Annotated in this window: 17 protein-coding genes; 12 read left to right on the forward strand and 5 right to left on the reverse strand. The window is 60.1% G+C overall.

Annotated features, from left to right (window positions below):
- The first annotated feature begins 7 nt into the window (after positions 1 to 7).
- The 5 genes from mltG (at position 8) to ptsG (ending at position 5241) form a co-directional block, all read left to right on the forward strand.
- On the forward strand, positions 8 to 1033 hold the full coding sequence (gene mltG, locus ACSBQS_RS05060) for an endolytic transglycosylase MltG (protein ID WP_089196922.1): 1026 nt from the start codon (positions 8 to 10) through the stop codon (positions 1031 to 1033).
- On the forward strand, positions 1023 to 1661 hold the full coding sequence (tmk, locus tag ACSBQS_RS05065; protein ID WP_434989813.1) for a dTMP kinase: 639 nt from the start codon (positions 1023 to 1025) through the stop codon (positions 1659 to 1661). Before mltG ends, tmk begins: the two co-directional genes overlap by 11 nt.
- Positions 1661 to 2668 carry a DNA polymerase III subunit delta' gene (gene holB / locus ACSBQS_RS05070; protein WP_033650744.1) on the forward strand — a complete coding sequence of 336 codons (1008 nt, stop codon included), beginning with the start codon at positions 1661 to 1663 and terminating at the stop codon, positions 2666 to 2668. The genes tmk and holB overlap by 1 nt, the downstream gene beginning before the upstream one ends.
- A gap of 19 nt (positions 2669 to 2687) precedes the next feature.
- Entirely contained in the window at positions 2688 to 3464 is a 777-nt protein-coding gene (locus ACSBQS_RS05075) for a metal-dependent hydrolase (protein ID WP_033642690.1), read from the forward strand.
- Positions 3465 to 3807: 343 nt separating this feature from the next.
- Complete coding sequence (gene ptsG / locus ACSBQS_RS05080; RefSeq protein ID WP_019455831.1) at positions 3808 to 5241, forward strand: PTS glucose transporter subunit IIBC; 1434 nt, start codon at positions 3808 to 3810, stop codon at positions 5239 to 5241.
- Between the two features lie 56 nt (positions 5242 to 5297).
- Here ptsG and ACSBQS_RS05085 read toward each other — a convergent pair whose 3' ends face one another.
- Both ACSBQS_RS05085 and mntR read right to left on the reverse strand, forming a co-directional pair.
- Entirely contained in the window at positions 5298 to 5663 is a 366-nt protein-coding gene (locus ACSBQS_RS05085; protein WP_046686859.1) for a DUF4180 domain-containing protein, read from the reverse strand.
- A 14-nt stretch (positions 5664 to 5677) separates the two neighbouring features.
- Positions 5678 to 6148 carry a manganese-binding transcriptional regulator MntR gene (gene mntR, locus ACSBQS_RS05090; protein ID WP_089196924.1) on the reverse strand — a complete coding sequence of 157 codons (471 nt, stop codon included), beginning with the start codon at positions 6146 to 6148 and terminating at the stop codon, positions 5678 to 5680.
- Positions 6149 to 6378: 230 nt separating this feature from the next.
- Here mntR and ACSBQS_RS05095 point away from each other — a divergent pair, with 230 nt between their 5' ends.
- Complete coding sequence (locus tag ACSBQS_RS05095) at positions 6379 to 7683, forward strand: Nramp family divalent metal transporter (protein WP_033642695.1); 1305 nt, start codon at positions 6379 to 6381, stop codon at positions 7681 to 7683.
- A 9-nt stretch (positions 7684 to 7692) separates the two neighbouring features.
- Here ACSBQS_RS05095 and ACSBQS_RS05100 read toward each other — a convergent pair whose 3' ends face one another.
- Entirely contained in the window at positions 7693 to 8598 is a 906-nt protein-coding gene (locus tag ACSBQS_RS05100; protein WP_047026288.1) for a LysR family transcriptional regulator, read from the reverse strand.
- Positions 8599 to 8756: 158 nt separating this feature from the next.
- Between ACSBQS_RS05100 and ACSBQS_RS05105 the strand changes: the two genes are divergently transcribed.
- Positions 8757 to 9275 carry a YybH family protein gene (locus ACSBQS_RS05105; protein ID WP_434989817.1) on the forward strand — a complete coding sequence of 173 codons (519 nt, stop codon included), beginning with the start codon at positions 8757 to 8759 and terminating at the stop codon, positions 9273 to 9275.
- 49 nt (positions 9276 to 9324) lie between these two features.
- On the opposite strand, the gene ACSBQS_RS05110 is transcribed toward ACSBQS_RS05105, so the two are convergent.
- Complete coding sequence (locus ACSBQS_RS05110; protein WP_434989819.1) at positions 9325 to 10074, reverse strand: SDR family oxidoreductase; 750 nt, start codon at positions 10072 to 10074, stop codon at positions 9325 to 9327.
- 99 nt (positions 10075 to 10173) lie between these two features.
- Between ACSBQS_RS05110 and ACSBQS_RS05115 the strand changes: the two genes are divergently transcribed.
- Complete coding sequence (locus tag ACSBQS_RS05115; protein ID WP_080273385.1) at positions 10174 to 10551, forward strand: winged helix-turn-helix transcriptional regulator; 378 nt, start codon at positions 10174 to 10176, stop codon at positions 10549 to 10551.
- Here the strand turns inward: ACSBQS_RS05115 and ACSBQS_RS05120 are convergent.
- Positions 10548 to 11453 (reverse strand): transporter substrate-binding domain-containing protein, encoded by a 906-nt coding sequence (locus tag ACSBQS_RS05120; RefSeq protein ID WP_060659655.1) that lies wholly within the window; start codon positions 11451 to 11453, stop codon positions 10548 to 10550. The two genes, ACSBQS_RS05115 and ACSBQS_RS05120, sit on opposite strands and share 4 nt — an antisense overlap.
- 221 nt (positions 11454 to 11674) lie before the next feature.
- Here ACSBQS_RS05120 and hinT point away from each other — a divergent pair, with 221 nt between their 5' ends.
- The 4 genes from hinT to thiK are packed head-to-tail and all read left to right on the forward strand — an operon-like array spanning position 11675 to position 13890.
- Entirely contained in the window at positions 11675 to 12025 is a 351-nt protein-coding gene (hinT, locus tag ACSBQS_RS05125; RefSeq protein WP_004928776.1) for a purine nucleoside phosphoramidase, read from the forward strand.
- Positions 12026 to 12036: 11 nt separating this feature from the next.
- Positions 12037 to 12426, forward strand: a complete 390-nt coding sequence (locus tag ACSBQS_RS05130) for a YcfL family protein (RefSeq protein ID WP_025302428.1) — start codon at positions 12037 to 12039, stop codon at positions 12424 to 12426.
- A 26-nt stretch (positions 12427 to 12452) separates the two neighbouring features.
- Positions 12453 to 13043, forward strand: coding sequence for a penicillin-binding protein activator LpoB (gene lpoB / locus ACSBQS_RS05135; RefSeq protein ID WP_044031470.1), 591 nt, complete (start codon positions 12453 to 12455; stop codon positions 13041 to 13043).
- Positions 13024 to 13890 carry a thiamine kinase gene (gene thiK, locus ACSBQS_RS05140; RefSeq protein ID WP_147880241.1) on the forward strand — a complete coding sequence of 289 codons (867 nt, stop codon included), beginning with the start codon at positions 13024 to 13026 and terminating at the stop codon, positions 13888 to 13890. The genes lpoB and thiK overlap by 20 nt, the downstream gene beginning before the upstream one ends.
- Positions 13891 to 13895: the final 5 nt, after the last annotated feature.

Raw genomic sequence — 13895 nt, forward strand, 5'->3', positions numbered from 1 at the left:
CTGATTGATGAAGAAAAGAAAGCTGAAGGTCCTGTCTGTTATTGTTGTTCTGGCATTGGCGCTGCTGTTTTGGGGCTACCAGAAGATCGAACGCTTTGCCGATACGCCGCTGGCTATCCAGCAAGAGACTATCTTCAAACTGCCTGCCGGCACCGGCCGGGTGGCGCTGGAAGGGTTACTGGTGCGCGATAAACTGGTGCGCAGCGGCCGCTGGTTCCAGTGGCTGCTGAAACTGGAACCGGAGCTGGCGGAGTTCAAGGCCGGAACCTACCGGTTCACGCCGGGCATGACGGTACGCCAGATGCTGAAACTGTTGGCCAGCGGCAAAGAGGCGCAGTTCACCGCGCGCTTTATCGAGGGCTCACGCCTGCGTGACTGGCAGCAGGTGCTCCAGCAGTCCAAATACCTGAAACACACTCTGGCGGGCAAAAGTGACGCGGAGATCGCCGCCGCGCTCGGCATTGCTGCAGGAGAAACTCCGGAAGGGCGGCTGTATCCGGATACCTACCAGTATACCGCCGGCATGAGCGACATCGCGCTGCTCAAACGCGCCCACGTCCGCATGAACAAAGCGCTGCAGGCCGCCTGGGACGGCCGCGACACCAGTCTGCCGTACAAAACGCCGGAAGAGCTGCTGACCATGGCATCGATCGTCGAGAAAGAGACCGCAGTGCCGGAAGAGCGCAGCAAGGTGGCGTCGGTGTTCGTCAACCGTTTGCGTCTCGGCATGCGTCTGCAGACCGATCCGACGGTGATCTACGGCATGGGCGAGAGCTATAATGGCAACATCACGCGCAAGGATCTGGAGACGCCGACGCCTTACAACACCTATGTGATCGCCGGCCTGCCGCCAACGCCGATCGCCATGCCGGGCGAGGCCTCGTTGCAGGCGGCTGCCAATCCGGCTAAAACGCCTTATCTCTATTTTGTCGCCGACGGCAAGGGTGGGCATACCTTCACCACCAATCTGGCGAGCCATAACCAGGCGGTGCGCGTGTACCGCCAGGCGTTAAAGGAAAAGAATGAAAAGTAAATTCGTTGTAATCGAAGGGCTGGAAGGCGCGGGCAAAACCACCGCGCGCGACACGGTAGTCAATGTGCTGTGTGAACATGGCATCAACGACATCGTCTTCACCCGTGAACCCGGCGGCACGCCGTTGGCGGAGAAGCTGCGCGACCTGTTCAAGCGCGGCATCGACGGCGAATTGCCGACCATCAAGGCCGAAGTCTTGATGCTGTACGCTGCGCGCGTGCAGTTGGTGGAAACCGTGATCAAACCCGCCCTGGCGCGTGGCTCCTGGGTGGTGGGCGATCGCCACGATCTCTCTTCACAAGCCTATCAGGGCGGCGGCCGTGGCGTGGATCCGCAGCTGATGACCTCGCTGCGCGACACCGTGCTGGGGGATTTTCGCCCGGATCTGACGGTCTATCTCGATCTGCCTCCGCTGGTCGGCCTGCAACGCGCGCAGGCGCGCGGTCAGCTGGATCGCATCGAGCAGGAGGCGCTGCCGTTCTTCGAACGCACCCGCGCTCGCTATCTCGAACTGGCGGCGCAGGACGAAACGATCGTCACCGTCGACGCCGCCCAGCCGCTGGAGCAGGTGACTGCGGCGATCCGCGACTGCGTCAGCCACTGGCTGCGGCAGCAGGAAGGCGCATAATGAACTGGTATCCGTGGCTGAATGGCCCTTATCGCCAGCTGATTGGGCAGTACGCCGACGGCCGTGGCCATCATGCGCTGCTGCTGCATGCGGCGGCGGGCAATGGTGACGATGCGTTGGCCTACGGCCTGAGCCGTTGGTTGATCTGCCAACAGCGCAACGGCGAAAAAAGCTGCGGCGAGTGCCACAGCTGCCGGTTGATGCTGGCGGGCAATCACCCGGATTATCACGTGTTGGCGCCGGAAAAGGGCAAGAGCAGCCTGGGCATCGAACCCATCCGCCAGGTGATTGAAACGCTGTACGCCCACGCGCAACAGGGCGGCGCCAAGGTGATTTGGCTGCCGCAGGCGGAACAGCTGACCGAGGCGGCGGCCAACGCGCTGTTGAAAACGCTGGAAGAGCCGCCGGAGAAAACCTATTTTCTGTTGGGTTGCCGTGAGCCATCGCGGCTGATGGCGACGCTGCGCAGCCGCTGCCTGTACTGGCATTTGGCCAGCCCGGATGAGCAGCTCAGCCTGCAGTGGTTGGGCCGGCAGGCGGCGGGCTCTCAGACAGACCGAGTCACGGCGCTGCGCCTGCACGACGGCGCGCCCCTGGCCGCCGAACAGCTGTTGCAACCGCAGCAGTGGCAACAGCGCGGCGCCCTGTGCGCCGCATTGAGCGCCGCGCTGCCGCAACGCGATATGCTGTCGCTGTTGCCGGTGCTAAACCATGAAGACGTCGCCGAACGCCTGCATTGGCTGTGCGCGTTATTGGTGGACGCAATGAAGTGGCAACAGGGCGCGCATCACTATGTATTGAATCAGGATCAGCAGCCGCTGGTGCATCAGCTGGCCAGCCTGCTGAGCAGCGCTTCGCTGCAACAGATTGTGCAGCAGTGGCTGAACTGCCGTCATCAGCTGCTCAGCGTAGTAGGCGTCAACCGCGAGCTGCTGCTGACCGAACAGTTACTTCGCTGGGAACAGATGCTTGGCGCCGCCGGCTATTCCCAACCTCATTCGCTGTAAAGTAAAAGAGTTAAAAATTATGTTGTTAGTCGATTCTCATTGCCACCTTGACGGCCTGGATTACCAAACGCTGCACCAGAATGTGGACGACGCGCTGGCCAAGGCCAAGGCGCGCGACGTCGGCTATGTGCTGGCGGTCGCCACCACGTTGCCGGGTTACCGTTCCATGACCGAACTGATCGGCGAGCGCAACGATGTGGCTTTCTCCTGCGGGGTGCATCCGCTTAATCTGGAAGAGGGCTATGATTACGCCGAGCTGCGTCGCCTGGCTGCGGCGGAGCGGGTAGTGGCGCTGGGAGAGACCGGGCTCGATTACTTCTACCAGAAAGACAACCTTGAGCTGCAGCAGGACTCTTTCCGCGAACATATCCGCATTGGCCGTGATCTGAACAAGCCGGTGATCGTCCACACCCGCGAGGCGCGCGCGGACACGCTGGCGATCCTGCGTGAAGAGAACGCGCAAGACTGCGGCGGCGTGCTGCACTGCTTCACCGAAGATCTGGCCACGGCCGAAGCCTTGCTGGATCTGGGCTTCTACATCTCCTTCTCCGGCATCGTCACCTTCCGCAATGCCGAACAGCTGCGCGAAGTGGCACGCTACGTGCCGCTGGATCGCATGCTGGTGGAAACCGACTCGCCTTATCTGGCGCCGGTGCCGCATCGCGGCAAAGAAAACCAACCCGCCTATGTGCGTGATGTGGCTGAATACATGGCGGTATTGAAGGGCGTCAGCCTGGAACAACTGGCCGAAGCGACCACCGCCAACTTTTCACGCTTATTTCACCTCGAACTGTGATCTTTGACCTAGGCTATAGCGGTAGGTCATTGTCTGCGTAATTTTTTTTAAGCTCGTAATTAATCACTGAAACGGGTAAGGTTCGCTCCCGTTTCAGGGTGATTGGCGCGTGTTTTTTGCTCATTTTTGCCAAAAAAACGCCGGTTTATGCAAAGTTGCCGCGGCTCGATCATCGAAACGTGATTGTCATCAAACATTGCGCAGACTATTTATTTTACTCTGCGTAATAAATTCAAGGGGTGCTCAGACACCCTGAATTGCAGGGGTTTTTCTCCCCCCCTTGCAGCGCGACCAATCGCGACAAGAAGTAGCAAAGCATTATTACTCAGGAGCACACTCAACTATGTTCAAGAACGCATTTGCAAACCTGCAAAAAGTAGGTAAATCGCTAATGCTGCCGGTGTCCGTGTTGCCTATCGCAGGTATCCTGCTGGGCGTCGGTTCCGCCAACTTTAGCTGGCTACCTGCGGTAGTCTCCCACGTGATGGCGGAAGCGGGCGGTTCGGTCTTCGCCAACATGCCGCTGATTTTCGCCATCGGCGTCGCCTTGGGCTTCACCAACAACGACGGCGTTTCCGCGCTGGCGGCGGTGGTGGCTTACGGCATCATGGTGAAAACCATGGCGGTGGTTGCGCCGCTGGTGCTGCACTTGCCGGCTGAAGAAATTGCGGCCAAACACCTGGCGGATACCGGTGTGCTCGGGGGGATTATCTCCGGCGCCATCGCGGCCTATATGTTTAACCGCTTCTTCCGCATTCAACTGCCGGAATACCTGGGCTTCTTTGCCGGTAAGCGTTTCGTGCCGATCATTTCCGGTCTGGCGGCGATCGTTCTGGGCGTAGTGCTGTCCTTCATCTGGCCGCCGATCGGTACGGCTATCCAGACCTTCTCGCAGTGGGCGGCTTATCAGAACCCGGTCGTGGCCTTCGGCATCTACGGCGTGGTTGAGCGTGCACTGGTGCCGTTCGGTCTGCACCACATCTGGAACGTCCCGTTCCAAATGCAAATTGGTGAGTTCACCAACGCGGCGGGCCAGGTATTCCACGGTGATATCCCTCGCTATATGGCGGGCGACCCGACCGCGGGCAAACTGTCCGGCGGCTTCCTGTTCAAAATGTACGGTCTGCCTGCTGCGGCCATCGCCATCTGGCACTCGGCCAAGCCGGAAAACCGCGCGAAAGTCGGCGGCATCATGATCTCCGCCGCGCTGACCTCGTTCCTGACCGGTATCACCGAGCCGATCGAGTTCTCCTTCATGTTCGTCGCGCCGATCCTGTACGTGATCCACGCTATCCTGGCCGGCCTGGCGTTCCCAATCTGCATCCTGTTGGGCATGCGTGACGGCACCAGCTTCTCGCACGGCTTGATCGACTTTATCGTACTGAGCGGCAACAGCAGCAAAATCTGGCTGTTCCCAATCGTCGGCATCATCTACGGTCTGGTGTACTACACCATCTTCCGCGTGCTGATCGCCAAGCTGGATCTGAAAACGCCGGGCCGTGAAGACACCGCTGCCGAGCAGACTGCGCAGGGCGGTTCCGAAATGTCCGCCGCGCTGGTTCAGGCCTTCGGCGGTAAAGAAAACATCACAAACCTGGATGCTTGCATCACCCGTCTGCGCGTCAGCGTGGCCGACGTGTCCAAAGTCGACCAGGCGGGCCTGAAGAAACTGGGCGCAGCCGGCGTAGTCGTCGCTGGCTCCGGCGTGCAGGCCATCTTCGGCACCAAGTCCGACAACCTGAAAACCGATATGGACGAATACATCCGTAATCACTGATTCAGGCAGGGGAGTTATCAAGGGAGGCGAAAGCCTCCCTTTTTTATTGCCTGTCGTCAGGCGCTAAGGCGCTGTTCGAGTTCGGCGAGAGAAGGAAGGAACCAGACCTGTTCGCCGCGGTTGGCTTCGCGCACGAAATCTTGCAGCGCGTTGCTTTTCGCCAGCCAGGGGGTGATATCGCCTAGCAGCGCCACGCGCAGGCGGTAGTTGATGAATTTCTGCAATACGGCGCCGGCAATGCCGCTTCTGAGCTGGAAAAAGGTGGCGTCCAGGCGGTTGACGGGGAGGGCAATCATCCCTGCCTCATGTTCAAAGGCGGGCGCGATAAACAGGCTGACGTCGTTTTCGTCTTTCAACATCGGCCCGGCTTCGGCGAAAACCACCAGGCACAGATCATGGATTTGCTGCACGGCGTAGCTCATCGGTGCTCCGGGAGTCAGGGGTTGGCATGTTTTTGCAGGTAATGCTCGAACACCGCCAGCGTTTCGTCCGAGATATGGTGTTCAATCCCTTCGCTGTCCAGCTCGGCGGTTTCGCTCGGCACCCCGAGGCACATCAGCAGATCGACCACGATGCGGTGACGGCGGCGCACCTTCTGCGCCAGCTGTTCGCCTTCCTCGGTTAAAAACACCCCGCGATAAGGGCGCGACTCCACCAGCCCGGCGCTTTTGAGCCGTGCGATATTTTTGATCGCCGTCGGGTGAGAGACGCCGAAGCGGCGCGCGATATCGGTGGTTCTGGCTTCGCGGGTGCTTTGCAGCAAATCGGCGATCAGCTCAACGTAATCTTCGATCAGCGCATTGGACTGCGCTTCGCGGGCGCGGCTAAAACGCATGGCGTGCTCGGCCTCGTCCGGCATGTCGGTCTGGGCGTGGCGGTCGGCGTTATCTGGCGCGCGGGTAACCATAGCGTAGGGCGTCCTGTAAGAATAAAAAAGGCGTCTCCCGGCAATAGCGGGAGGGTTGCCCTAAGTTAGTCCAAATAGCACACATTATCAATTCGATGCCATGCATTGTGGTAGTTAGAAATATCTCTACACAAAGCCCATTAATTTCGCCTGTTGCATAAAGTGTAGCCGATGCTACATTGTCAGCATGATCGGTGGAAAAATAACCAGTAAAAGATTAAGGGTACTTCATGCGAGACGCGGCAACCCCCTCATCGTTAACCGAACGGACCAACATCGCGATTGGCGCCGCCCTTGCCGGACGCAAGCGCGGCGCCTTCACGCCGCTGCTGTTCGCCGGCCCGGCGGTGATTGCCTCTATCGCCTATATGGACCCCGGTAACTTCGCCACCAACATCCAGGCCGGGGCGAAATACGGCTATAGCCTGCTGTGGGTGGTGGTGATGGCCAACCTGATCGCCATGCTGTTCCAGGCGCTGTCGGCCAAACTGGGTATCGTCACCAACCGCAATCTGGCGGAGATGTGCCGCGACCAGTTTTCACGGCCGGTGGTGATCGGCATGTGGCTACTCAGCGAAGTGGCGGCGATGGCCACCGATCTGGCGGAGTTTCTCGGCGGGGCGATCGCGCTGGCGCTGCTGTTCCACATGCCGCTGCTGGCGGGCATGGGGGTGACGGCGGTGATCACCTATGCGCTGCTGATGGTGGAGAAAAAAGGTTTTCGTCCGGTTGAGCTGATGATCGGCGGCCTGGTGGGCATCATCGCGCTGTGCTACCTGGTGGAAATGTTCATTGTGCCGGTGGATTGGCAGGCGGCCGGCATCGGTATGGTGACGCCGCAGTTGCCGGATGCGCAGGCGCTGACCATCGCCGTCGGCATTATCGGCGCCACCGTAATGCCGCACGCCATTTTCCTGCACTCGGGGCTGACCCAGCACCGCAGCCCGGCCAGCGACAACGGCGAGCGGCGCAAGCTGCTGCGTTTTTCCAATATTGAAGTGGTGATCGCGCTGGCCCTTGCCGGGCTGGTGAATATTGCGATGGTGATCATGGCCTCGAGCGCCTTCCACGCCGGTAACAGCGACGTGGCCGAAATCGGCACCGCCTACCATACGCTGACGCCGCTGTTCGGCGCGGCGGCGGCCGGCATCTTCCTGGCGTCGCTGATCGCCTCCGGTATTTCCAGCTCGGTGGTGGGCACCATGGCCGGGCAAATGATCATGCAGGGCTTCGTCGGTTTCCGTATCCCGGTGTGGGTGCGCCGTCTGGTCACCATGGTGCCGGCGTTCATCGTGGTGGCGATGGGCGTCAACGCCACCGACGCGCTGGTCTACAGCCAGGTGGTGTTGAGTCTGGCGCTGCCGGCGCCGATGATTGCGCTGGTAATGTTCACTCGCCGCCGCGACATCATGGGCGAGTTCGCCAACGGCCGCTGGACCAGCCTGGCGGCGGTGGTCGGCACGGTGGTGATTGTGCTGCTCAACGTGGTGTTGCTGCTGCAGACTTTCGGTGTCGATATCCCCGGGTTGGGATGAGCTGCGCGGTCAGTGCCCGGCGGATTTACCGGCGAACAGTTCGCTGATGAAGTCGACGAAAACCCGAATTTTATGGCTGCGATCCCGCAGGCGCGGATAGAGAATATTGATTGGCGCCCCAAGGGGCGCCCACTCCTGCAGTATCGGTTCCAGTTCGCCCGCCTTCAGATAGTTTTCCAGCGTGCAGTCCAGCAAGTAAACCAGGCCGAGATGGTTCCTGGCCACCTCACACAGCGATTGTGAATGGTTGAAGCTCAACAGCGGGCTGGGCGCCAGACGGTAGCGCTCGTCATCACGAATGAACTGCCAGTCGTCCGCCGCCGCCGCGCCTGAACGGATAAATCCCAGCCGCTGATGGCGTTGCAACTGCTCCGGGTGTTCCGGCCGGCCGTGGCGCGCAAAATAATCGGGAGACGCACAGCACAGATAACGGGGTTGCAGCAATGGGCGGCTGACCATCTCGGGGATGTTGCCGGCGCCGATGCGAATAAACACGTCGGCGCGATCTTCCGCCGGATTGACCAAGCGATCGCTGACCGACACGCTGAGCTGCAACTCTGGGTATTGCGCCAAAAAAGCCGGGAGCGCCGGGGCGATATGCATGCTGCTGAGCATCGAGGCTATCTCGACCCGCAGCGGTCCTCGTGGTTGTTCAAAATCGCACGACATGTCGTTTTTCAGCCGGTCAAACTGCTGCAGAATTTCTTGCGCGGTGTGATAGCAACGCTCCCCGGCGCTGGTCAGCGAGAAGCGCCGGGTTGAACGCTTGAACAGGGGTTGCCCGAACTGTTTTTCAAGCTGATTGATGCTGTATGTGACGCTGGCCGGGGAGAGCCCCATTTTGGTTGCCGCCTGGCTGAACCCCTCCATTTCCACCACCTGGCAGAATACGCGCAGCGCGTGCAGTTCATTCATGTTAACGGCTTCCATTATTTAAATTATTAAAAGAGTATTTTTAAATATGCCGGCTGTCAATTTAACGCGGCATTGGATAATTTATTTCCAGCGTTTTTATTTATCTGAAATCGCATCCTGTATTGCCATAATGAAATAACGCCTGAGAGGATATTTATATGAAAAAATTAACTGTCGTATTGTTATTGGCGGGCGTGGGCTTGTGTGGCCAAAGTTATGCCGCAAGCAGCGAGGCCGCATCGCAAAGTTACAGGGTTTCCGCTGAGGTGGGCGTCGCGGCCGAGCAGAAGGCGGTGTATAACCTGATAAACCGCTACCAGACAGCGCTTAACGCCGGCGATACGCAAACAATTTTGTCACTTTTTGCCCCGGAAAGTTACTCGCAATGGAACGAAAAACCGACGGCGGACAGCAATGAAAAACGCCGACAACAATATGACAATTTATTTAAAAACGAGAAATTTGAAACCGAGTTTGCTTATGACAGCATCAGTGTGAACGGGAATATGGCCTATGTGCGCACGCACCATCATCGCGGCGCGACGGTAACCCGAATAAGCGACGGAGCCACCTTGATCGATTTAAACCGTGAAGTATTTGTATTGGAGAAACAGCAGGGCCAGTGGAAGATCGTGGTCTACACCTTTAATACCAACCCGATTCAAGGGGTGAGTTGAGTGACACTGACAAAGGCCGCGCAAGCGGCCTTATTGTGTCGCGCGACGGCTAAAGATTCCCCACGCCGCCGTCCATCTGCAGCTCCGCGCCGACCATAAAGGCCGACTCATCCGCCGCCAGAAACACCGCCGCTTTGGCCAGCTCCAACGCGCTGCCCATGCGGCCGATCGGCACCAGCGCGCGGATATCGTCGCGCAAGGCCCGCTCATCCGCTTCCGCCAGCCCCAGTTTTCCCAGCGCCGGGGTTTCGGTCGGGCCGGGGCTGAGGCCGTTGATGCGAATGCCGCGCGCGTGCAGCTCGCCGGAGAGCGTTCTGGCCAAAGACAACAAACCGGCTTTGCTGGCGGCGTAGGCGCTGCTCTGCGGCAGGCCGATATGGGCGCTGACCGAACCGCACAGGATCACTGAAGAAGGGTTGGCCAGCAGCGGCAGCAGCGCCTGGATCAGAAAGAACGGCCCCTTCAGGTTGATGTCCATCAGCCGCTGGTAGCTCTGCTCATCCCACTCCTGCAGCGGGCGATGCGTGACGTCGCCGGCGTTAACGTACAGCACGTCCAGCCGCGGCCACCGTTGCTCCAACTGCTGCGCCAGCGCGCGCTGCTGTGGGATGTTGCCGGCGTCGCTCAGCAGCAGCAGCGCGTTGCCTGCCAATGCCTGGCCCGCCGCGTCCAGGGCGCGTTGGCTGCGGCCGGTGATCGCCACCGTTGCGCCCTCGGCGATGAATTGGCGGGCGGTTTCCAGCCCGATGCCGCTGGTGCCGCCGGTAATCAATGCGTATTTGCCTTGCAGTCGTGACATAACCGATTCCTCTTTAGCGTCTGTTGCGGCATTATTTGCGCTATAGTTCCTTTTGCATAGTAGGCACCTTTTGAATACTAAAGGACGAGGTGGGATGAAATGACGACGCAAGCGCCCTTAACGGCGGAAAATAATTTGTCGGCGCTGCCGACGGCGGGCGAACCCTGCCCGATGGTGGACTTCGTCAATCTGGTGTCGGGCAAATGGGCGATACCCATCCTGTACCGGCTGATCATAATCGATGGCCCGGTGCGATTCAGCGAGCTGCAGCGGGCGGTGGCGCCCATCGCGCAAAAAGAGCTGACGCGCCAGCTGCGGCTGTTCGAACAACGCGGTCTGGTGACGCGGCAGGTGTATCCCGAAGTGCCGCCGCGGGTGGAGTATCAGGTCACCGCGCTGGGCAAATCGCTGCGGCCGACGCTGGACTCGCTGGCCGAGTGGATGCGTCGGCATGCCCCGCAGCTGATCGGCGGTTAGTCGCCGATGCCCGGCGGGTTGATGGTTGAACGCTCGACCTTTTCGTCGCCTTCGCCCCAGCGTTCCAGCACCTGCGCGTATTCGCCGCTGACGATCGCGCCATTGATCGCGGCGTTGACGGCGTTCACCAATCCGTTGCCTTTTTTGGTGGTGACCGCGACGTAGGCCACGTTGGGGCCGATGCCGACCATTTTGGTTTTGCCGGTCAGCGCCGCCTTGTAGGCGCCGGTGGAGTGGGGGCCGAAGAACGCATCGGCGCGCCCGGACTGAATGCTGAGGTTGGTGGCGGCGTCGTCGGTCACGTAGATCGGCTGTACCGGCGGCAGCCCGGCGGCGCGATTCTGCTTATCCCATCCCAGCAGAATGTTTTCCTGATTGGTGCCGGATCCGACGATGATCCGCAGCCCGGCCACGTCCTGCGGGCGGTTGATCGAGGTGATGTGGCTGGTGGATTTGACGTAAAAGCCCAGCGTGTCCACCCGGTAGGTGGCGAAATCGAATTTGGTTTTACGCTGTTTGGTGACGGCGATGTTGAAGATCGCCGCATCGTATTTGCCCGCGCTGATGCCCAGCGGCCAATCTTCCCAGGAGGTGGGCACCAGATTCAGCTCCAGCCCGAGGCTGTCGGCCACCAGGCGGGCGATGTCCGGATCGCTGCCGATCAGCGTTTTATTGTCTTCGGCGAACAGCGCCAGCGGCGGAGAGTTCTCGAATGCTACCGCCACCGTCAGCTTGCCGGGCACCGCGAAGTGAAAGTTCGCCGGGATCAGCGCGATAGCCGCCGGGTTTTTCTCCGCGCGTATCGGCTCTCGGTTAGCCTGCAGGTCGATACCGCCCGTCGTGGCCGCCTGCACGGCGGCGCTCAGCAACAGCGCGCACAGCGCCGCAATCTTCAGTGGCATAGTACCCTCTATCCTTTGTTAATCATGGGGTTACTATTGGCGGCGGCGCGGGGCAAGTAAAGCAACAATAGTGAATAACCAAAGTGAAAAGATGCACAAGCGGGGCGACGGCCTGCGCGAATCTGCAGCACTCGACGTGGAAAGTGCGCAATCAGGTTGAAAGCAGTAGAATTTGTCACTCATACTGCGTACAGCTAATTGTGTAAAACAAGGAACGCCAGATGGCCGAAGAAACGATTTTCAGTAAAATTATCCGCCGCGAAATCCCTGCTGATGTGGTTTACCAGGATGAACTGGTCACCGCTTTCCGTGACATCTCCCCCCAGGCGCCCACCCATGTGCTGATCGTTCCCAACGTGCTGATCCCAACCGTCAACGACGTGACCGTGGAGCATGAGGCCGCATTGGGCCGGATGATCACCGCCGCGGCAAAAATCGCCGAACAGGAAGGCATCGCCGAAGACGGCTACCGCCTGATCGTCAACTGCAACCGCCACGCCGGTCAGGAGGTCTATCATATTCATATGCACCTGGTCGGTGGCCGCTCGCTGGGGCCGCTGCTGTCACGTTAAGCGAGGAAATCATGCGCGGTAAAAAAACTCTGCGTTGTCTGATGGCGTTGGCGCTGCCCGCCGCGTTGCTGATGGGGTGCAGTTCACCATCCGGCATTGCGGTTAACCGGGGGCAAACGGTGGTGATGGATCCTTCGGTGCTGACCGCCGGCATTTTTGCCGATACGCCCTCTGTCTCGAACGCTTCCGGGCGGGTGATGGCGACTTCGGTGCTCAATAACAGCCAACCGACGCCGGTCACCGTGCATTATCGTTTCTATTGGTACGACGCGCAGGGGCTGGATATTCGCCCCTTCGAGAAACCGCGTGAGATCGTCGTGGCGCCTAACTCGGACGCCAAAATCTACTCGATTAACGGTAATCTGGAAGCTAAAAGCGCGCGTCTGTATCTGTACCTGTAAGCGCTTGCCAGGTTTGGAGAAAAAGCATGAAAAAGTACGTCTTAGTGGCGCTGGCCGCATTCACCCTGAGCGGCTGTCTGTCGCGCCCGCCTGAGCCGGATCAGCCGTTGCCGCCGGTCACCGCCGAACCGGAACAGCCAACGCCGCCGGTCGAGCAGCCGCAGCCGCCAACCACCGAGCCGGTGCCGCAGCCGCCGAAAATCCAGCAGCTTGACTGGCTGGGCAGCGTTCAACCGCTGGTGAATCAGATGCTGAAGGCCGATGGCGTCACGGCCGGCAGCGTGCTGCTGCTGGACAGCGTCAAGAATAACACCAACGGCTCGCTGCAGATGGGCAAAGCCACCGCGGCGCTGTATAAGGCGCTGGCGTCGAACTCCACCTTCAGCGTGGTGCCGGAAGCGAAGCTGACGAGCGCCAGACAAACGCTGGGCCTGTCGGCGGATGACAGCTTCGGTTCGCGCAGCAAGGCGATTGGCCTGGCGCGCATTGTCGGCGCGCAGTACGTGTTGTACAGCGACGTCAGCGGCGACGTGAAGTCGCCGGCGCTGGATATGCAGCTGATGCTGGTGCAAACCGGCGAGATCGTCTGGTCGGGCAATGGCGCCGTTAAACGCTGAGGCCGCGCTGCGACAATTGATGGAAACCAGACTGCCGGCGGTGAATACCGCCGGTTGTCATTTCAGCCCGGTGCAGGGGCTGACCGGCGAGAGCTGGCGCATCGACGGATCGGGCATTACGCTGCTGGCGCGGCAAAACAGCGTGGAGAAACGCGCGCTGGGCGTGAGCAGACGGCGGGAAGCGCAGGTCTTGCGTCGCTGCGCGTCGGGGCTCGGGCCACGGGTTTTCGCGCAGAATAATCAGTGGCTTGTCCTCGAATGGCTCGACGGTGACATCGTCACAGAAGCTGAATTTGACATGCTGAATCAACGCGGCGAGCTGGCGGCGATGGCGACGACGCTGCATCGGCGGCCGCTCAGCGGTTACCGGCTGGATCTGCGGCGGCAGTTCCTCCGCTACTGGCAGCAGCTGGATACGCGGCGTTTAACCCCCGTCTGGCTGCGTTGGCAGCGTCATTTCTTACGCTGCGCGCCGCCGCGGCCATTACGCCTGGCGCCGCTGCACATGGACATCCACCCGGGCAATTTGCTCGCGACCGGCGAGGGGCTGCGGCTTATCGACTGGGAGTATGCCGCCGACGGCGATGTGGCGTTGGATATCGCCGCGCTGTTTCGCGGCAACGGCTGGACGGCTGAGCCGCAGCAGCGCTTTTTGCAGCACTATGCGCGTCAGGGCTATCACGACGTCGCCCGGCTGCAGGCGCAGGTGCAGCGCTGGCTGCCGTGGGTGGATTATCTGATGCTGCTGTGGTTTGAAGTGCGCTGGCAGCAGAGCGGCGACGTTGAATTTTTGCGCTGGGGCGCGGCGCTGCGCCGGCAATTCTGTTTATCATCATCCGAATTCTGAACGAA

The organism is Serratia sp. H402Y (genome assembly GCF_051172415.1).
Lineage (GTDB): Bacteria > Pseudomonadota > Gammaproteobacteria > Enterobacterales > Enterobacteriaceae > Serratia > Serratia ureilytica.

Coding starts and splice junctions, on each gene's coding strand:
- mltG (WP_089196922.1), top strand. CDS start 8: ATGAAGAAAAGAAAGCTGAAGGTCCTGTCTGTTATTGTTGTTCTGGCA.
- tmk (WP_434989813.1), top strand. CDS start 1,023: ATGAAAAGTAAATTCGTTGTAATCGAAGGGCTGGAAGGCGCGGGCAAA.
- holB (WP_033650744.1), top strand. CDS start 1,661: ATGAACTGGTATCCGTGGCTGAATGGCCCTTATCGCCAGCTGATTGGG.
- ACSBQS_RS05075 (WP_033642690.1), top strand. CDS start 2,688: ATGTTGTTAGTCGATTCTCATTGCCACCTTGACGGCCTGGATTACCAA.
- ptsG (WP_019455831.1), top strand. CDS start 3,808: ATGTTCAAGAACGCATTTGCAAACCTGCAAAAAGTAGGTAAATCGCTA.
- ACSBQS_RS05085 (WP_046686859.1), bottom strand. CDS start 5,663: ATGAGCTACGCCGTGCAGCAAATCCATGATCTGTGCCTGGTGGTTTTC.
- mntR (WP_089196924.1), bottom strand. CDS start 6,148: ATGGTTACCCGCGCGCCAGATAACGCCGACCGCCACGCCCAGACCGAC.
- ACSBQS_RS05095 (WP_033642695.1), top strand. CDS start 6,379: ATGCGAGACGCGGCAACCCCCTCATCGTTAACCGAACGGACCAACATC.
- ACSBQS_RS05100 (WP_047026288.1), bottom strand. CDS start 8,598: ATGAATGAACTGCACGCGCTGCGCGTATTCTGCCAGGTGGTGGAAATG.
- ACSBQS_RS05105 (WP_434989817.1), top strand. CDS start 8,757: ATGAAAAAATTAACTGTCGTATTGTTATTGGCGGGCGTGGGCTTGTGT.
- ACSBQS_RS05110 (WP_434989819.1), bottom strand. CDS start 10,074: ATGTCACGACTGCAAGGCAAATACGCATTGATTACCGGCGGCACCAGC.
- ACSBQS_RS05115 (WP_080273385.1), top strand. CDS start 10,174: ATGACGACGCAAGCGCCCTTAACGGCGGAAAATAATTTGTCGGCGCTG.
- ACSBQS_RS05120 (WP_060659655.1), bottom strand. CDS start 11,453: ATGCCACTGAAGATTGCGGCGCTGTGCGCGCTGTTGCTGAGCGCCGCC.
- hinT (WP_004928776.1), top strand. CDS start 11,675: ATGGCCGAAGAAACGATTTTCAGTAAAATTATCCGCCGCGAAATCCCT.
- ACSBQS_RS05130 (WP_025302428.1), top strand. CDS start 12,037: ATGCGCGGTAAAAAAACTCTGCGTTGTCTGATGGCGTTGGCGCTGCCC.
- lpoB (WP_044031470.1), top strand. CDS start 12,453: ATGAAAAAGTACGTCTTAGTGGCGCTGGCCGCATTCACCCTGAGCGGC.
- thiK (WP_147880241.1), top strand. CDS start 13,024: ATGGCGCCGTTAAACGCTGAGGCCGCGCTGCGACAATTGATGGAAACC.